Source organism: Williamsia herbipolensis (genome assembly GCF_000964005.1).
Classification (GTDB): Bacteria; Actinomycetota; Actinomycetes; order Mycobacteriales; family Mycobacteriaceae; genus Williamsia_A; species Williamsia_A herbipolensis.
Genome location: NZ_JXYP01000009.1, coordinates 68,837 through 86,943 on the forward strand (window position 1 = coordinate 68,837; position 18,107 = coordinate 86,943).

The following is an 18,107-nucleotide window of genomic DNA, read 5'->3' on the forward strand; positions in this document are numbered from 1 at the left end:
CGTCGCACCCGGTCAGGCCAGGGGTGACACCAGACTCATCGACGACGCGACGCCCAGGGCGACGGCAGCGGCGGCGAGATCGACACGATTGCGCAGGGTGTCGAAGCAGAGGTCCTGGCGCTGCGTCACCGCGGCTCCCAGCAGGGTCAGGGCCTGCTCGCGGTCGCCGAGGGTCCACAGGGCATCGGCGGTGGTCAGGTACAGCTCGGCGGCCGGATCGGCCTTGTCGAGGTGGACCAGCGCCCAGGCGTAGAACTTGGCGGCGTCGACGGTGTCGCAGTCGCCGGGGCCGTGCGTGCGTCGGTACTTGCCGTACAGCTCACGGCACAGCGGCTCGGAGTCCGACCATCGCTGCAGGTGGCACATGCACCGGACGGCGTCGTGCAGGTTCGCGAGGTAGTGCACCGAGTACGGGCCGTCGCGGCGCGACCGCATCTCGCGGAGCACGCTGAACTCGGCGAGGGCACGGGTGTAGTCGCCGGCCGCCAGCGCGGCGGTCGCCTCCTCCTGCAACTCGTCGATCACCCGATCATGATGACCCACGCCAGGGCGGCGACACCGGCGTTTGGCCGCATACAGTTGCGGCCGTGAAGCAGTCACAACCGCACACCCACACGCATTCACCGGCCGCGATCGCGGTGCAGATGCGTCCGATGGCGGCCCGCATCGTCGTCGGGGTGCTCGTCGCCGTCGCGGTGGCCGTCGCGATCGGGGCCGTGGTGCTGTGGCCGTCGCAGCGTCAGCACCAGGTCCCGATCCAGTTCCAGTCGGCCGCGGCGAACGGCCAGCTCGAGACCGCGACCGGCACCGTGATCGCGCAGGCGCGTGCGCAGTGCCTCAACCGCGCGTCGGGATCGGTGTTCGGCGGTGCCGCCGACGTCACCCCCGTCGCCGACGGCCCCTGCATCGAGAGCACCGTCGCGATCACCTCCGGTAAGGACGCCGACGCCAACACGCTCATCGAGGTACCGACGAACCGTGCGCAGTCGGGCACCGCGCCGGGTGCGGTCACGCAGAACCTGTCGGCCGACCAGCTCGGTCGTCCGCAACCGGGACAGCCCGACCTCAAGGTCGGCGACAAGATCCGGCTCGCCGTGGCGCCCGGTAACAACGGGGCGACGACCTACGGGTTCTACGACTACAGCCGCGGGACGTCGACCATCGTGTGGGCGTTGCTGTTCGTCGTGGCGATCGTGCTGGTCGCCTCCTGGCGCGGCCTGCGGTCGGTGATCGGACTGGTGATCGCCTTCGCGGTGCTGCTCGGCTTCACCCTCCCGGCGATCCTCGACGGGAAATCGCCGGTGGCGGTGGCCATCACGTCGTCGGCGGCGATCCTGCTGGTGGTCATCTACCTCGCGCACGGGGTGAGTCTGCGCACCAGTGCCGCCCTGTTGGGGACGCTGTCGTCGTTGGCGGTGGCCGCGGTGCTGTCGTACGTGTCGATCCACACGATGAACATCACGGGTCTGTCGGGCGAGCAGACCACGAACCTGCAGGTGTACCAGAACGGGATCTCCACCCAGGGGATCCTGTTGGCGGGCTTCATCATCGGCGCCCTGGGCGTGCTCAACGACGTCACCATCACCCAGGCCTCGGCGGTGTTCGAACTCGCGGCGGGCGGCCGCAGCCGACGCGCCACCTTCGCCGCGGCCATGCGTGTGGGTCGCGACCACATCGCCAGCACCGTCTACACGCTCGTGTTCGCCTACGCGGGCAGTGCACTGCCGCTGCTGTTGCTGTTCTCCGTGGCCGGGCAGTCGTTCTCGAACCTCGTCACCACCGACACCGTCGCCGTCGAGCTGGGGCGGTCGTTCGTCGGAGGTATCGCGATCGCGTTGTCGGTCCCGCTCACCACGGCCATCGCCGTCGCGCTCGTGCACCGACACGAACGGCCCGACAACGTCCGCGCCGGCGAACCGCATGTCCCGATCCATCCCGGTCACCGCGACGAGAAGCCGGGCAGGCACTCGCGCGTCGACTGATCCGCCAGGGCCGTCAGTTCGCGGTGACCGCGATCCCGATGGTCGAGCTCTTGCCCTTGAACAGGCTGCTCGCGGTGGTCGCGAAGCGACCGACGAGTCCGTACTTGCGATTGATCGCGTCGCGGGTGCGTGCGGTGCCGGCCTCGTCGAGGACCCGGGCGGTGGCCTCCATCGTGGGGCCGACGTTCTTGCCGGCGCGGTCGCAGGTCGCGAGCATCACCCGTGGGGTGTTGCGTATCCGCTTGACCTTCCACGACGACGCCTGAGTCCACATCAGCAGCTCACCCTGATCGAGCGCCGCCCAGATCGGCAACGGTTTGGCGTCGCCGGACTTGGTGAAGGTGGTGAGTTGGACGTACTTCGCGGTGCCGATGTCGCCGAACGGGTTCGCGCCGCCACTGCTCATCACCGGTACCTACTTCGTCTCGAGCGTGGACTCTTTGTGCGCGGCCTTCGCGCCGCTCTTGTCCGACTCGACGATCCAGTAGGGCTCGTCGTCACTGGCCTTGAACTTCTGGCCGTCGAACTCGAATTCCTTCGTGCGCTTCTCGACGGCTTTCCCATGGGTCGGGCCCTGCGGGGTGTTCCAGGAAACCGCGTCGCCCTTGCTGATCGACATGGTCTCGAGGTTACCCGCAGGGCCCGTGGAGGAACCGTGCGTTGGTGCGCCGACGTCAGGCGGGAGCCTTCGTGATCGACACCGCCTCGGACTTGTCGAAGTCGTGCGAGTCGACCATGTTGAGTTCGTCGAACGGATCGTTGCCGTCGAGCACCGACTTCACCTTCGCGTTGTCGATCGTCTTGGTCCAGGTGCCGACCAGCAGCGTGGCGACGGCGTTGCCGGAGAAGTTGGTGACCGCGCGGGCCTCCGACATGAACCGGTCGATGCCGACGATGAGTCCCAGTCCGTCGAGCAGCTCGGGGCGGTGGCTCTGCAGGCCTCCGGCGAGCGTGGCCAGTCCGGCGCCGGAGACGCCGGCTGCACCCTTCGAGGCGATGATCATGAACACCAGCAGGCTGATCTGCTCACCCAGGCTCAGCGGGTTGCCCATCGCCTCGGCGACGAACAGCGACGCCATCGTCAGGTAGATCGCGGTGCCGTCGAGGTTGAACGAGTAGCCGGTCGGCACGACCACGCCGACGGTCGACTTCTCGACACCGAGGTGCTCCATCTTCGCGATCAGTCGCGGCAGGGCCGACTCCGACGACGAGGTGGCCACGATCAGCAGGTACTCCCGTGCCAGGTAGCGGACCAGCTTGAAGATCGAGACGCCCGCGGTGAAGCGCAGCAGGGTGCCGAGGATGCCGAAGACGAACACCAGGCAGGTCAGGTAGAAGGCGACCATCAGCATCAGCAGGTGGGTGACCGCGCTCCAGCCGGTCTGGCCGACGACGTTGGCGATCGCGCCGAACGCGCCGATCGGGGCGAGCCACAGCACCATCGAGAGCACCTTGAAGATGACCTTCTGGATGCTGGCGACACCGCGCAACACCGGCTCACCCTGGGTGCCGAGGGCCTGGATGGCGAAGCCGACGAGCAGGGCGACGAAGAGCGTCTGCAGCACGCTGCCCGCGGTCAGCGACGACACGAGGGTGTCGGGGATGATGCCCTGGATGAAGTCGAGGGTGCCGCCGGACTCGTGCGCCTTCTCGGCGAGATCGGCGCCCTTGCCCGCGACCTCGGGGGTGATGTTGAGACCGTTGCCGGGCTGGATCAGGTTGCCGACCACCAGGCCGATACCCAGTGCCGCGGTGGACATCCCGAGGAAGTAGGTGAAGGCGAGGCCGCCGACCTTGCCGACCGTCGCGGCCTTGCGGACCGAGCCGATGCCCAACACGATGGTGCAGAAGATGACCGGCGAGATCATCATCTTGATGAGGCTGATGAACATCGTGCCCAGCACGCCGAGTTCCTTGCCGAAGCTCGGGGCGAGGATGCCGACCGCGACGCCGGCGACCACGGCCACGATCACCGCGATGTAGAGCCAGTGCGTGCGGTCGCGCTTGGGCTTCGTCGCGGTGTCCGTCGGCGGATCGGGGATCGTCGGGGGTCGGTCGTCGGTCGTGGTCATGGGATCCTCCAGGTGGTGATGTCGTCTCCGGTGGCGCCGGAAGCGGTCTGTGAGGATCATGGACGGTCGATGTGACTGGCGTCACGATTAGTTTCATTACGTTCAGGCGGTGCGGTGACGAGGTGGCGGTGACGGCGGGGGGTGCGATGCGACGGCTCGTCCCGCGCACGCTCGCCGGGCAGGCGTTCCTCCTGCAGGTCGTCGCGATCCTGGTGCTCATCATCGTCGCGGGGTCGTTGGCCGCCTACGACGCCCGCCGTGACTCCGAGCGGTCGGCCCGTGACCAGGTCGTGGCCATCGCCGTCGCGCTCGCCGACTCGTCCTCGACGGCCGAGGCCATCACCTCCGGCTCGGCCACCGCGCGTCTGCAACCGGTCACCGAGGCGGTGCGCGCCGACACCGACATCGCGTTCATCACCATCATGGCGCCCGACCGGACCCGCTTCACCCACACCGATCCGGCCCGCATCGGCGGGAAGTTCGTCGGCACCATCGGCCCCGCGCTGGCGGGCCGGGTGTTCACCGAGACCTACACCGGCACACTCGGTCCCTCCATCCGCGCGGTCGCCCCGGTCCGCGCGTCCGACGGGCGGATCGTCGGGTTGGTGTCGGCGGGGATCACGCTGTCCGGGCTCGCCGACCGGTGGCTCGGTCAGCTGCCGACGATCGCGGTGGTCACCGTGATCGCGTTGCTGCTGTCGGTGGCCGGCACCTGGGCTGTGCGCCGACGCCTCCTCCGCCAGACCCGTGGCCTGAGGCCCGAGGAGTTGCGCGTGATGTACGAGCATCACGACGCGGTGCTGCACGCGGTCCGGGAGGGACTGATCGTCATCGACCACGGACGGGTCGCGCTCGTCAACGACGAGGCCCGCCGCCTCCTCGATCTCGGCGACGGCCCGGTAGCACTCGAGGGTCTCCCCGAATTCGCCGGTACCGCCGAGGAATTACGAGACGTGCTGTATCTCGCCGGCGACCGGGTGCTCGTGGTCAACCGCTCCGGGGTGAGCGGATCGGGCGTCGATCGTGACGGCGGCGGTGCGGCGCAGACGACGAGTGCGGTGATCACCCTGCGCGACCGCACCGAGCTGCAGGGCGCCATGGGCGAACTCGACTCGATGCGACTGTTCGCCGAGTCGCTGCGCAGTCAGGCCCACGAATCGGCGAACCGCCTGCACACCGTGGTCGGGCTCGTCGAGATGGGCCGCGGCGACGAGGCGGTGCGCTTCGCGACCACCGAACTCGAACTGTCCCAACACCTCGTCGACCGGTTGACCGCCGCGGTCGGCGAACCCGCACTCGTCGCGCTGCTGCTCGGCAAGAGCGCGCAGGCCAACGAACGCGGGATCGAGCTCACCGTGACCGATGAGACAAACCTGTCTCCGACAGGGGATTCGTCGCTCGACACCGACTCGGTGCTCAGCAGCGCCGAACTGGTCACGGTCGTGGGCAATCTGATCGACAATGCACTCGATGCCTGTGATCGCGACGACCCGTGGGTGGAGGTGACCGTGCACGAGGACTCGTCGGGTCTATCGATCCGCGTCGCCGACAGCGGGCCGGGCATGGACGCCGAGGAGTTCGCCCGTGCGCGCCGCCGCGGGTACTCCACCAAGACCGCCGTCGAGGGCGCGCTCGACCCCGGACGCGGTCTGGGGCTGGCGCTGGTGTCGCAGACGGTGGAGCGCCACGGCGGCACGATCACCGCCGAGGTCACCTACGGCTCGGTCGTCATCGTGACGGTGCCCCGCACGGCGGAATCGTGAGCGGCGGTGTCGCCGTGACGACGTTCCCGACCGCCGTCGCGATCCCGTGCCGGAGGCGCGCCCTATGATCACCGTTCTCATCGTGGAGGACGAGCCGTTGATCGCCCAGGCGCACGAGGAGTACGTGGGCCGCTTACCCGGGTTCCGGGTCGTCGCGAGGGCGGGCACCGCGCAGGCCGCGTTGCGGATCGTGGCCGGCCGCGCCGCCGACGGCGATCCGGTCGACGTGGTGCTCCTCGACATCGGACTCCCCGACGCCAGCGGTATCGAACTGGCGTCGGCGCTGTCGGGGCAGCGTCCCGAGCCCGACATCATCGCGATCACCTCCGAGCGCGATCTGTCGGTCGTGCGATCGGCCGTCGCGCACGGCGTGCTGCTCTATCTGCTCAAGCCGTTCACGTTCGCGGCGTTCCGCGACAAGCTCGAGCGCTACCGCGAGTATCGCGAGGCGTTGCCCGCGGGTACCGACGCGGCGGGACAGGCCGAGGTCGACCGCGCGATGGCGTTGTTGCGGGCAACCGACGAGAAGGCGGCCGCGCCGGCCGGGGCCTCGGCGCACACCACCGAACAGATCGCGCGACAGATCCGCGACAGCGAGGCCGGCCTCACCGCCGGTGAGGTGGCCGCCGCGGCCGGCGTCTCGCGGGTGACGGCGTGGCGGTATCTGGAGCGGTTGGCCGATGACCGGGTGCTCGACCGCACCACCGAATACGGCCGCGCCGGGCGCCCTCAGGTGCGCTACACCTGGCCCGTCCGCGGACCTGGTTCGCGAACGCAGTGAAGTCGCTAGCCTGACACCCATGACTCCCGCGGTTGCGATGATCGACCTCAATTCCGGTACGTCCATCCCACAACTGGGTCTCGGTGTGTGGCAGGCGGAGAACGACGAGACCGAGCACGCGGTGGCCCACGCGCTCGACGCGGCGGGCTACCGACACATCGACACCGCCGCCGCCTACGGCAACGAGGAGGGCGTCGGCCGCGGTATCGCGGCCTCCGGCGTGGCACGAGAGGAGGTCTTCCTCACCACCAAGCTGTGGAACGCCGACCAGGGATACGAGTCGGCGATCGCCGCGTGCGACACCAGCCTCGGCAAGCTCGGCGTCGACTACGTCGATCTCTACCTCGTGCACTGGCCGCTGCTCGACAGCGACCGAATGAAGCGCACGTGGGAGGCGATGGAGGCCATCGCCGAGTCGGGGAAGGCGAAGGCGATCGGCGTCTGCAACTTCGAGCCCCACCACCTCGACACGATCTGCGGCCACGGGGAGACGGTGCCCGCGGTCGATCAGGTGGAGCTGCACCCGCACCTGCCGCAGAACGATCTGCGCGCGTTCGCCGTCGACCGGGAGATCGCGGTCGAGTCGTGGAGCCCGCTCGGCGGCACCAGCAATTCGGGATGGGGCCGGGCCTCGAAGCCGAACACGCTGCTCGACGATCCGATCCTGGCGGGCATCGGGGAGAAGTACGGCAAGTCGATCGCGCAGGTCATCATCCGGTGGCATCTGAGCAACGGGTTGATCGTGATCCCCAAATCGGTTCACGAAGAACGCATCTCGCAGAACATCGACGTGTTCGACTTCGATCTCGACGCCGACGACATCCTGGAGATCTCGCGACTGGCCGATCCGGGCGGCCGCGTCGGGGCGCATCCCGACGAGATGAACATCGGCGCACCGGAATAATCTGCGCTCATGTTCTCCAAGGTGTTGGTGGCCAACCGTGGCGAGATCGCGATCCGGGCGTTCCGAGCCGCCTATGAGCTCGGGGTGGCGACGGTCGCGGTGTACCCGTTCGAGGACCGCAACTCGGTGCATCGCACGAAGGCCGACGAGTCGTATCAGATCGGTATCGAGGGCCACCCCGTCCGCACGTACCTGTCGGTCGAGGAGATCGTCGACGCGGCCCGGCGCACCGGTGCCGACGCGATCTACCCGGGCTACGGATTCCTCTCGGAGAACCCCGATCTCGCCGGTGCGTGCGCCGAAGCGGGCATCACCTTCGTCGGCCCCTCGGCCGATGTCCTGGAGCTGACGGGCAACAAGGCGCGGGCGATCGCGGCGGCGAAGGCCGCGGGCCTGCCGGTGCTGTCGTCGTCGGAGCCGTCGACCGATGTCGAGGAGTTGCTCGCCGCGGCGGAGTCGATGACGTTCCCGGTGTTCGTCAAGGCCGTCGCCGGTGGCGGTGGTCGCGGCATGCGCCGGGTCAGCGACCCCGACGCGCTGCGGGAGGCGATCGAGGCGGCCGCCCGCGAGGCGGAATCGGCGTTCGGCGATGCGACGGTGTTCCTCGAACAGGCGGTGATCGAGCCCCGCCACATCGAGGTGCAGATCCTCGCCGACACCCAGGGCAACGTGATGCACCTGTTCGAGCGGGACTGCTCGGTGCAGCGCCGCCACCAGAAGGTCATCGAGCTCGCACCCGCCCCGAATCTCGATCCCGCTCTGCGCGAGCAGATCTGTGCCGACGCGGTCGCGTTCGCCAAGCAGATCAACTACTCGTGCGCCGGCACCGTGGAATTCCTCGTCGACCGTGAGGGTCGGCACGTGTTCATCGAGATGAACCCCCGGATCCAGGTGGAGCACACCGTCACCGAGGAGATCACCGACGTCGACCTCGTGCAGTCGCAGCTGCGGATCGCCGCGGGCGAGTCGCTGGCCGATCTCGGTCTGCGCCAGGAGGACATGGCGATCCGCGGTGCGGCGATGCAGTGCCGGATCACCACCGAGGACCCGGCCAACGGGTTCCGCCCCGACACCGGCCGCATCACCGCCTACCGCACCCCCGGTGGCGCGGGCATCCGCCTCGACGGGGGCACCACCCTGGGTGCCGAGGTCTCGGCGTACTTCGACTCGATGCTGGTGAAGCTGACCTGCCGTGGCCGGACCTTCGAGGGTGCCGTCGCCCGCGCCCAGCGGGCGCTGGCGGAGTTCCGTATCCGCGGTGTGTCGACGAACATCCCGTTCCTGCAGAGCGTCCTCGACGACCCCGACTTCCGGGCGGGCAAGGTGACGACGTCGTTCATCGAGGAGCGCCCGTCTCTGCTGACCGCGCACGCCTCGAGCGACCGCGGGACGAAGATCCTGACCTACCTCGCCGACGTGACGGTGAACAAGCCGCACGGCGAGCGGCCGTCGGCGGTGTACCCGAAAGACAAGCTGCCCGACATCGACCTGGGTGTCCCGCCGCCGTCGGGGAGCAAGCAGCGGCTCACCGAGCTCGGACCGGAGGGTTTCGCGCGTGCGTTGCGCGAGCAGTCGGCGTTGGCCGTCACCGACACCACGTTCCGGGACGCGCACCAGTCGTTGCTCGCGACGCGCGTGCGCACCACCGGGCTGCTGGGTGTGGCCGGGCACGTCGCTCGCCTCACCCCGGAGTTGTTGTCGATCGAGGCGTGGGGTGGCGCGACCTACGATGTGGCACTGCGGTTCCTGCACGAGGACCCGTGGGAGCGACTCGCGGCGTTGCGGGAGGCCGTGCCGAACATCTGTCTGCAGATGCTGCTGCGTGGCCGCAACACCGTCGGATACACGCCGTACCCCGACACCGTCGCGTCGGCGTTCGTCTCCGAGGCCGCGGCGACCGGCGTCGACATCTTCCGGATCTTCGACGCGCTCAACAACATCGAGCAGATGCGACCCGCGATCGACGCGGTGCGCGAGACCGGGACCGCGGTCGCCGAGGTGGCCATGAGCTACACCGGCGATCTCGCGAACCCGAACGAGGATCTCTACACCCTCGACTACTACCTGCGTCTGGCCGAGCAGGCCGTCGAGGCCGGCGCCCATATCCTGGCGATCAAGGACATGGCCGGGCTGCTGCGCGCCCCCGCCGCGACGACCCTGGTGTCGGCGTTGCGATCTCGCTTCGACCTTCCGGTCCACGTGCACACCCACGACACCCCCGGTGGCCAGCTCGCGACCTACCTCGCGGCATGGCAGGCCGGCGCCGACGCGGTCGACGGCGCGAGTGCGGCGATGGCCGGCACCACGTCGCAGCCGGCGTTGTCGGCGATCGTCGCCGCCGCGGCGCACACCGACCGCGACACCGGCCTGAACCTGGCAGGAGTCTGCGACCTCGAGCCGTACTGGGAGGCGCTGCGGAAGGTGTACGCGCCGTTCGAGTCCGGGCTGCCGTCACCGACCGGGCGCGTCTACACCCACGAGATCCCCGGTGGCCAGTTGTCGAACCTGCGCCAGCAGGCCATCGCGTTGGGTCTCGGCGACAAGTTCGAGCTCGTCGAATCGGCCTACGCCGACGCCGACCGCCTGCTGGGTCGCGTCATCAAGGTGACGCCGTCGTCGAAGGTGGTGGGCGACCTCGCGCTGCACCTCGTCGGTGCCGGGGTGTCGGTCGACGAGTTCGCCGCCGACCCGGGACGCTTCGACATCCCCGACTCCGTGATCGGTTTCCTACGTGGCGAACTCGGCACCCCCGCCGGTGGGTGGCCCGAACCGTTCCGCACCAAAGCGCTCGAGGGCCGCGGCAAGGCCCGCGCGGTGGTCGAACTCTCCGAGCACGATCAGCAGCTCCTCGGTGCCGACTCGACCGGTCGCCGCGCCACGTTGAACCGACTCCTGTTCCCCGGCCCGACGTCGGAGTTCCTCGCCCACCGCGAGCAGTACGGCGACACCTCGTCGCTGTCGGCGAACCAGTTCTTCTACGGTCTGCGCCAGGGGGAGGAGCACCGCGTCTCGCTGGAGCGCGGCGTCGAGTTGCTCATCGGGTTGGAGGCGATCTCCGAACCCGACGAGGCCGGTATGCGCACGGTCATGTGCATCCTCAACGGCCAGTTGCGACCGGTGTCGGTGCGCGATCGTTCGATCACCGCCGACGTCCCGACGCTGGAGAAGGCCGATCGCACCGACCCGTCGCATGTCGCGGCACCGTTCTCCGGTGTGGTCACCCTGGTGGTGGGCGAGGGCGACAGCGTCGAGGCCGGCGCCACCATCGCGACCATCGAGGCCATGAAGATGGAGGCCGCGATCACCGCGCCCCGGGCGGGCACGGTCACCCGTGTCGCGATCAGCGGGGTCACCCAGGTCGAGGGCGGTGACCTCATCGCCGTCGTCGCCGTCGGTGATCGCGCCGACGTCTGATCCCTCTCGACCCCACCCCGCCAGTTGGGCACCTAACGACCGCAGTTGGGCACGTAACGACCGCAGTTGGGCACGTAAAGACGCCTGTTGGGCACGTAACGACGCCAGTTGGGCGCCTGATGACGCGCCGAAGCCGACTACGCGCGGCGATATGGTGGTGCGATGACGACGCCGATCACCACGCCACACTTCCCCGACCAGATCCGCAACGCCGTGCGCGCCGGACTCATCTCGACGTCGGTGCTCGGCATCGTCCTCGGTGTGATCGCGCTCGTGTGGCCTGGACCGACCCTGTTGGTCGTCGCGGTGCTGTTCGGCATCTCGCTGATCCTGACCGGGGCCTACCGGCTGTCGATCGCGTTCTCGGCCAGGGGATTGCCGACCGGACTGCGCGTCGTGTTCGGCGTCATCGGCGCGATCATCCTCGTCGCCGGTGTGCTCTGTCTCTTCGATCCGGCCGAGTCACTCGTGTTGCTCGCGATCGTGATCGGTGTCGGCTGGATCTTCCAGGGCGTGCACGACCTGATGTCGGACCGCGCGGGCACCCACAACGTGCCCCGCTGGGTCCTGGTGCTCTCGGGCATCGTGTCGATCATCGCCGGCATCGTCGTGATCACGCTGCCGGGCTTCGCCATCAGCACGTTCATCACCTTCGGCGCGATCCTGCTGATCATCGTCAGCGTCGTGAACCTCCTGACGCTGCCGCGCAAGGTCTGACGTTCCGACTGCCCAACTGCGGGCGTTACGTGCCCTATTGCGGAATTTACGTCCCCAACTGCGGTCGTTAGGTGCCCAACTGCGGTCGTTACGTGCCCAACTGGGGTCAGGGGTGCAGGGCGGCCCAGACGCGGGCGGGGTTCATCGGGAGTTCGTGGACGCGGACCCCGATGGCGTCGCGGATCGCGTTGGCCAGCGCCGGTGCCACCGGGTTGTACGGCGACTCGCTCATCGATTTCGCGCCCGACGGACCCAACCGGTCGTACGTGTCGGCGAAGTACACCTCGGTCTCGGGGGCATCCGACAGCCGCGGGATGTGATAGTTCCGGAACACGCGCGTGGTCACGACACCGTCGTCGAGGAGCATCTGCTCGAACAGCGCCGAGCCGATCGCCTGTGTCGCACCACCTTCCACCTGACCCCGACACTGCGCGGGGTTGAGTACGACACCGGCGTCGGCGGACTGGATCGACTGCAGAATCCGCACGCGGCCTGTCGGGAGGTGCACCGCCACCCGAAAAGCGTGCACGTTGAACGCGACCGACCGCGGCGTGCCCCCGTGTCGCCCGGCGGCCGAGAGACCACCGGTCGCGCGTCCGACCGCGACGGGATCGTCGGCGTCGATGCCGTTGTCGTGCGCGGCGGCGACCACCGCGGCCCGCAGGTCCACACACGCCCGCTGCAGTGCGGCGCCGGCGACGACCGTCCCCGCCGACCCGAACGCGCCGGTGTCGTAGGTGACGACGTCGGTGTCGCCCTGGCGCACGACGATCGACTCGGGCCGGACGCCGAGGGCGTCGGCGGCGATCTGCGTGTGCACCGTGGTGGTGCCGTTGCCGAACTCGGCGGTTCCCACCGACACCACGTACCGCCCGCCGACGGTGAGTTCGGCACGCACATCGGCGAAGTGGCCACGAGGCGGGATGGTGGCGATCATCGCCGGCGCCATCCCCGATCCGATACGCCACTCGGGGTCGCCCTCGAGTTCCGCCCCGTTGCGTGCCGGGTCGGCGGCGCCGGCGGCCAGCGCCTCCTGGGCGAGATCGAGGCACTGGTCGAGGCCGTAGCTACCGAACTCGAGGTCGCTCTCCTCGACCTCCCAGGTCACGAAGTCGTCGCCGGGCACCACCACGTTGCGCCGTCGGAAGTCGAAGGGATCGACACCCAGCTCGCGGGCGAGGTCGTCGAGCGCCGATTCGATCCCGAACACCACCTGGCCGAGGCCGTACCCGCGGAAGGCGCCCGAGGGCAGGTTGTTGGTATAGGCGCACTGCGCGTCGACGCGCTTGTTCGCGCAGCGGTACAGCGCCATCGACTCACTGCACCCGTGGAACATGACACCGGGACTGTGGTTTCCGTAGGCGCCCGCATCCGACACGACATCGATCGCGAGAGCGGTCAGCGTGCCGCTGGCGTCGGCCGCGGCGGTGACCTCCACCCGCATCGGGTGGCGACAGGGGGCCATCGTGAACTGGTCGGTGCGCGTCATCTCGTACACGACGGGCCGCCCGGTGCGGAGGACGGCCAGCAGCACGAGGTCCTCGGTGATGAGTTCCTGCTTCGCGCCGAAGGCGCCGCCGATGCGAGGCGCGTACACGCGCACCCGGTCCGGCGACAGGCCGAAGATGTGGCACAGCTCGTCGCGGACCAGGAACGGCACCTGCGAGCTGGATCGGATGATGTAGCGACCGTCCTCGTCCAGACTGCCCACGGTGCCGTGGGTTTCGAGGTGCGCGTGCTGCACGCGCGCGGTCTGCCACACCCCGTGTACCGCCGCGCCACCCGAGGTACGGGCGTGGGCGACCGCGCCGTCGACGTCACCGACCTCGCCGTACAGATCGGCGACGAGATTGCGGGTCGGGTCGGCGATACGTGATGCGGGTCCGTCCTTGTCCCCGTGGACCGTCGGTGCCCCCTCGCTGAGCGCCTGCACCGGGTCGAACACCGCGGGCAGGACCTCGTAGGTGACGTCGACGAGATCGACTGCGCGCCGCGCGGTGTCGAGGTCGTCGGCGACCACCGCCGCGACCCGCTGGCCGACGAATCGAAGTCGGGTGTCGAAGACGCGACTGTCGTCGGGATCGTCGACGCGCTCCCGGTGGCGCGCGGTGGAGAACGCGACACCCGGATCGTCGTGGTGGGTGAGGACCGCACGGACCCCGGGCAGCGCCTGTGCGCGGGTGATGTCGATGGCGGTGATCACCGCGTGCGGGTGTGGACTGCCCAGGACCGCGACGTGCCCGGCGTCGGTGGGGATCTCGTCCATGGTGTAGCGCTCGGCGCCCGTGGTGATCGCGGGGCCCGCGGGTGCGGGCGCCGATCGTGGGTCACGTGTTGCGTCGGGTGCGGCATCGGCGATCGCGGCGCGGATGGGCCGATACCCCGTGCAGCGACACAGGTTCCCTTTGAGCGACGACTCGAGATCGTCGATGTCGGCGGCGTCGAAGGTGGATGCGGTGACGATCATCCCGGCGGTGCAGAAGCCGCACTGGAAGCCGCCGGCGCCGACGAACCGCTCCTGCAGCGGATGGGTCTCCTCGGCGGTGACGAGCCCGGCGACGGTGGTGACCTCGGCGCCGGTGGCGCGGAACGCCGGGACGAGGCAGGAGTGCTGCACCCGCCCGTCGACGATGACCGAGCACGCCCCGCAGTCGCCCGAATCGCATCCCTTCTTCACCTCGACGTTGCCGTGTTCGCGCAGGTATGTGCGCAGGCACTGGCCGGGCCGCGGCGTGGTGGTGACGTCGATCCCGTTGACCTTCATGCGATCACGTCCCGCACGGCCTGGACGACGAGGTACTCGACGACCGCGATGCGCCACCGGGCGGTGCCGTGGGCATCGGTGTGGAAATGCTCCGGTGGGATCGAGCGGAGCACGTCGCGCGCCACCTGCTCGGGATCTGTGGAGGCGACGGTGATCACCTCGGGGGCGACCGTGGCGGCGGTGACCGTCACGACCACCGACTCGCCGTCGGACCGCGCCACCACGACCGCACCACTGCGGCCGAGGTGCGCGTAGGAGGCCTTTCGTAGCGACACCCGCTGGGTGAGAGCCCCGGTGGGCAGGTGGATGGAGCGGAGCACGTCACCCACGCCGAGGGAGTTCTCCGCGTTGCCGACCACGACGTCGGTGGTCGTGAGCAGTGCGTTGGTGCCGTCGGCCCGCCAGATCAGCAGGCGGGCGTCGAGGGCGGCGCACATCGCGGTCATCGCACCGGCGGGTAGGGCGAGACAGACGTTGCCGCCCACGGTCGCCGAGTACCAGATCTTGTACGACGCCAGCAGGGCGCGCGCCGCGGCATCGAACAGCGTTGTGGCGATCCAGGTTCGGGGGAGGTCGGCGTGGATGAGGGTGTCGATGGTGCACGTCGCTGCGATCTCGAGACCGTCGTCGCGCACGACGAGGTCGGGCCAGTCCAGGGCGGCCAGGTCGATCAGGCGTGTCATCCCCGGATTCGGTTCGCTCATCAACGAGGTGCCGCCGGCCAACACGCCGTCGGTGTCGACGATCCCGGTGAGGTCGGCGCGCGTGCGTGGCGCCAGGACCTCGGTCACCCAGTGCTGGTCCATCAGCCCGTCACCGATCGGCCTTGGCCAGCAGGTGTCGATGCGCCACCGCCACATCGCGGGCGACGGTCCCGGCGTCGACGGTGGTGCAGTGTCCGTCGGCGACGACGACGCGTCCGTCGACCCAGGAGCGGCGGATCGGTGGCTGCGCGCCGAGGACGAGGGCCGCGACCGGATCGTCGATCCCGCTGTGGGCCAGCGTGGTCAGGTCCCACAGGACCAGATCGGCGAGTTTCCCGACCTCGATCGACCCGAACTCGGCGTCGCGTCCGAGCACCCGCGCGCCGCCCGTGGTGGCCAGGCGCAGTGACTGTCGTGTGGTGAGCGCGGTGGGACCACCGACCGCCCGGGCCATCATCACCGCCATGTGTGCCTCCTCCAGCATCCGACACGACTCGTTCGATGCGGCGCCGTCCACACCGAGACCCACGGGCACACCGGCCGCGACGAGATCGCGCGTACGTGCGACGCCGGCACCGAGTCGCGCATTCGAGGTGGGGCAGTGTGCGATCGCCGTCCCGGTCCGTGCGAGGTCGGTGATCGCGTCGTCGGTGAAGTGCACCCCGTGGGCGAACCACACGTCGTCGCCGAGCCAGTCCAGTCGTTCCATGTACTGCAGGGGAGTGCAACCGAAACGCTCGGCGCAGAAAGCGGTCTCGTCCTCGGTCTCGGCGAGGTGGGTGTGCAGACGCACCCCGAGGTCGCGGGCGAGCGCCGCCGAGGCGACCAGGAGATCCGACGTGACCGAGAAGGGTGAGCACGGGGCGAGGCCGATGCGCAGCATCGCGTCCGGTGACGGGTCATGCCAGCGGGAGACGGCATCGGCACTCGCGGTGAGGATGTCGTCGATCGACTCGACCACCGCGTCGGGAGGGAGCCCGCCGTCGCTCCGACCGAGGTCCATCGATCCGCGCGTGGGGTGGAAACGCAGACCCACCGCGGCCGCCGCCTCGATCTCGGCCGCGAGGAGGTCGCCGGCGCCGACCGGGAAGACGTAGTGATGATCGGTCGACGTGGTGCACCCCGACGTCGCGAGTACTCCCAATGCGCCTCGGGCGGCGGCGTTCACACCCGCGGCGTCGATACCGGCCCACACCGGGTACAGCGTGGTGAGCCACTCGAACAACGTGTGATCGGCGGCGAGCCCCCGGGTGATCCACTGGTAGAGGTGGTGGTGGGTGTTGACCAGGCCGGGGGTGAGCACGCAGCCACGGCCGTCGACGTGCACGGCGTCGGGCCATGCCGCGGTATCGACCTCGCGAGCGTCGCCGACGGCCACGATCCGGTTGTCCCGCAGCACCACCGTGGCGTCGGCCCACTCGCGATCCGCGGCGTCCATCGTCACCACGTGGGCGTGGGAGATGACGGTCAGGGCGCCGGACGGGTCCATCTCCTCACCGTACTTCCGATGCGTTCTCGGGGCAGGATGGACAGTCATGGGAACCGAACCCGGCGTCGTCCACCGGGCGCACCTGTTCCACATCGGTGGTGCGCCGACGATCGAGAGCGCATGCGAGCACCTCGTGTCGGTGCCCGACGGTGCGCTCGCCGTCGATGCCGGAGGGCGCATCGTGTACTCCGGGCCGATCGCTGATCTGCCTGAGGGACAACGGGAGTGGGCGCAGCTCGATCACCGTGGCGGGTTCATCCTGCCGGGTTTCGTCGACACCCACATCCACTTCCCGCAGACGTACGCCACCGACGCGTACGGCGGTGGCCAACTGCTCGAGTGGCTCGAGAACTGCATCTTCCCGGCCGAGGCCCGCTACCGCGACCCCGCCTTCGCCCGCCGCGCCGCGATCGACTTCTGTCGTCGGCGGATCGCCGCCGGCACCACCGCGGCGATGGTGTTCGGATCAGCGTTCCCCGACGCCCAGGATGCCCTGTTCACCGAGACCGAACGGGTCGGCCTGCGGATGGTGTCGGGGCGAGGCATCCAGACCGTCGGCAGTGCGGCGGCCGCCGACCTCGTCACCGACATCGACACCGCCATTGCCCGCAGCGCCGCCGAGATCGACCGTTGGCACGGGCGGGAACTCGTCGATGTCGCCGTGGTCCCGCGGTTCTCGTTGTCGGTCACCCCCGACACCTTCGTGGCGCTCGGCGAGCTCTACGACGCCGTCCGCGACCGCGGCGTCTATTTCCACTCGCACCTCAACGAGAACGCCCGACCGGGCACCGGCGAGGTCGACGCCACGAAGGCCGCCTACGGCACCGACAGCTACCTCGACACCTACGACGGCCGGTTCCTGCCGGGATCGGCGCGGGGCGGTGCGTCACTGCTCGGGCGACGCAGCATCCTCGCCCACGCGGTGCACTGCACCGACGCCGAACTGGCGCGGATGGCGCAGACCGGTACCTCGATCGCGCACTGCCCCACGTCGCAGCTGTTCCTGGGCTCGGGCACGATGCCGTGGCGCCGTACCGTCGCGGCGGGCGTGACCGTGGCACTCGGCACCGACATCGGCGCAGGCGACGAATGGCTGATCCCACAGGTGGCGTCGGACTGCTTCGGGGTCCACATGTCCGAGCCGGGGGACGCGGGGGTGTCGTTGCACCCGGCCGAGCTGCTGTTCACCGCCACACTGGCCGGAGCCCGCGCACTCGACCGCGAGGCCGACTTCGGCAACCTCGACGTCGGCAAGGACGCCGATTTCGTCGTGATCGACCCGCAGGGATGGGAACCGCTGGCCGCGACACTGGAGTTCGGGATCCGCGCAGACGACACCGAGACCGCCACCGCGCAGACGCTGTTCGCCCTGCTGATGGGGATCCGCGAACCGGCGATCGCGCAGGTGTGGGTCCGCGGCCGTCGTGTCGTCGCCTGAGGTGCCCCGCTGCAGTCGTTACGTGCCCACCTGCGGTCGTTACGTGCCCAACAGGGGTCGTTACGTGCCCAACTGGCGG

The 18,107-nt window shown here is 69.5% G+C and carries 14 protein-coding genes; 7 read left to right on the forward strand and 7 right to left on the reverse strand.

Annotated features, from left to right (window positions below):
- Positions 1-12: 12 nt before the first annotated feature.
- The gene (locus TU34_RS02865) at positions 13-525 is read right to left on the reverse strand and encodes a hypothetical protein (protein WP_052688665.1); all 513 of its coding nucleotides are present in this window, start codon (positions 523-525) and stop codon (positions 13-15) included.
- A gap of 119 nt (positions 526-644) precedes the next feature.
- On the opposite strand from TU34_RS02865, the gene TU34_RS02870 reads away from it, so the two are divergent.
- Positions 645-1,982 carry a YibE/F family protein gene (locus TU34_RS02870; protein WP_150116366.1) on the forward strand — a complete coding sequence of 446 codons (1,338 nt, stop codon included), beginning with the start codon at positions 645-647 and terminating at the stop codon, positions 1,980-1,982.
- Between the two features lie 13 nt (positions 1,983-1,995).
- Here TU34_RS02870 and TU34_RS02875 read toward each other — a convergent pair whose 3' ends face one another.
- The 3 genes from TU34_RS02875 to TU34_RS02885 are packed head-to-tail and all read right to left on the reverse strand — an operon-like array spanning position 1,996 to position 4,054.
- Positions 1,996-2,388 carry a PPOX class F420-dependent oxidoreductase gene (locus TU34_RS02875; RefSeq protein WP_045821337.1) on the reverse strand — a complete coding sequence of 131 codons (393 nt, stop codon included), beginning with the start codon at positions 2,386-2,388 and terminating at the stop codon, positions 1,996-1,998.
- 9 nt (positions 2,389-2,397) lie between these two features.
- A complete protein-coding gene (locus TU34_RS02880; RefSeq protein WP_045821338.1) occupies positions 2,398-2,601 on the reverse strand; it encodes a hypervirulence associated TUDOR domain-containing protein in 204 nt (67 codons plus the stop codon).
- Positions 2,602-2,656: 55 nt separating this feature from the next.
- Complete coding sequence (locus TU34_RS02885) at positions 2,657-4,054, reverse strand: cation:dicarboxylate symporter family transporter (protein ID WP_045821339.1); 1,398 nt, start codon at positions 4,052-4,054, stop codon at positions 2,657-2,659.
- Positions 4,055-4,200: 146 nt separating this feature from the next.
- Between TU34_RS02885 and TU34_RS02890 the strand changes: the two genes are divergently transcribed.
- From TU34_RS02890 to TU34_RS02910, 5 genes are all read left to right on the forward strand, one after another.
- Positions 4,201-5,817 (forward strand): sensor histidine kinase, encoded by a 1,617-nt coding sequence (locus TU34_RS02890; RefSeq protein ID WP_045821385.1) that lies wholly within the window; start codon positions 4,201-4,203, stop codon positions 5,815-5,817.
- Positions 5,818-5,881: 64 nt separating this feature from the next.
- Positions 5,882-6,598: a response regulator gene (locus tag TU34_RS02895; RefSeq protein ID WP_045821340.1), complete on the forward strand. Its 717-nt coding sequence runs from the start codon at positions 5,882-5,884 to the stop codon at positions 6,596-6,598.
- Between the two features lie 19 nt (positions 6,599-6,617).
- The gene (locus tag TU34_RS02900; protein WP_045821341.1) at positions 6,618-7,502 is read left to right on the forward strand and encodes an aldo/keto reductase; all 885 of its coding nucleotides are present in this window, start codon (positions 6,618-6,620) and stop codon (positions 7,500-7,502) included.
- Between the two features lie 9 nt (positions 7,503-7,511).
- Positions 7,512-10,916 carry a pyruvate carboxylase gene (locus TU34_RS02905; RefSeq protein ID WP_045821342.1) on the forward strand — a complete coding sequence of 1,135 codons (3,405 nt, stop codon included), beginning with the start codon at positions 7,512-7,514 and terminating at the stop codon, positions 10,914-10,916.
- Between the two features lie 162 nt (positions 10,917-11,078).
- Positions 11,079-11,633, forward strand: a complete 555-nt coding sequence (locus tag TU34_RS02910) for an HdeD family acid-resistance protein (protein WP_045821343.1) — start codon at positions 11,079-11,081, stop codon at positions 11,631-11,633.
- A gap of 106 nt (positions 11,634-11,739) precedes the next feature.
- Here the strand turns inward: TU34_RS02910 and TU34_RS02915 are convergent, their stop codons facing one another.
- Genes TU34_RS02915 through TU34_RS02925 form a run of 3 tightly spaced genes read right to left on the reverse strand, consistent with a single transcriptional unit; the run spans position 11,740 to position 16,590 of the window.
- On the reverse strand, positions 11,740-14,397 hold the full coding sequence (locus TU34_RS02915; protein ID WP_045821344.1) for a molybdopterin-dependent oxidoreductase: 2,658 nt from the start codon (positions 14,395-14,397) through the stop codon (positions 11,740-11,742).
- Positions 14,394-15,203 (reverse strand): FAD binding domain-containing protein, encoded by an 810-nt coding sequence (locus tag TU34_RS02920; protein WP_045821345.1) that lies wholly within the window; start codon positions 15,201-15,203, stop codon positions 14,394-14,396. Before TU34_RS02920 ends, TU34_RS02915 begins: the two co-directional genes overlap by 4 nt.
- 7 nt (positions 15,204-15,210) lie before the next feature.
- On the reverse strand, positions 15,211-16,590 hold the full coding sequence (locus TU34_RS02925; protein WP_045821346.1) for an 8-oxoguanine deaminase: 1,380 nt from the start codon (positions 16,588-16,590) through the stop codon (positions 15,211-15,213).
- 46 nt (positions 16,591-16,636) lie between these two features.
- Here TU34_RS02925 and TU34_RS02930 point away from each other — a divergent pair, with 46 nt between their 5' ends.
- Positions 16,637-18,028 carry a guanine deaminase gene (locus TU34_RS02930; protein WP_045821347.1) on the forward strand — a complete coding sequence of 464 codons (1,392 nt, stop codon included), beginning with the start codon at positions 16,637-16,639 and terminating at the stop codon, positions 18,026-18,028.
- The last annotated feature ends 79 nt before the right edge of the window (positions 18,029-18,107 follow it).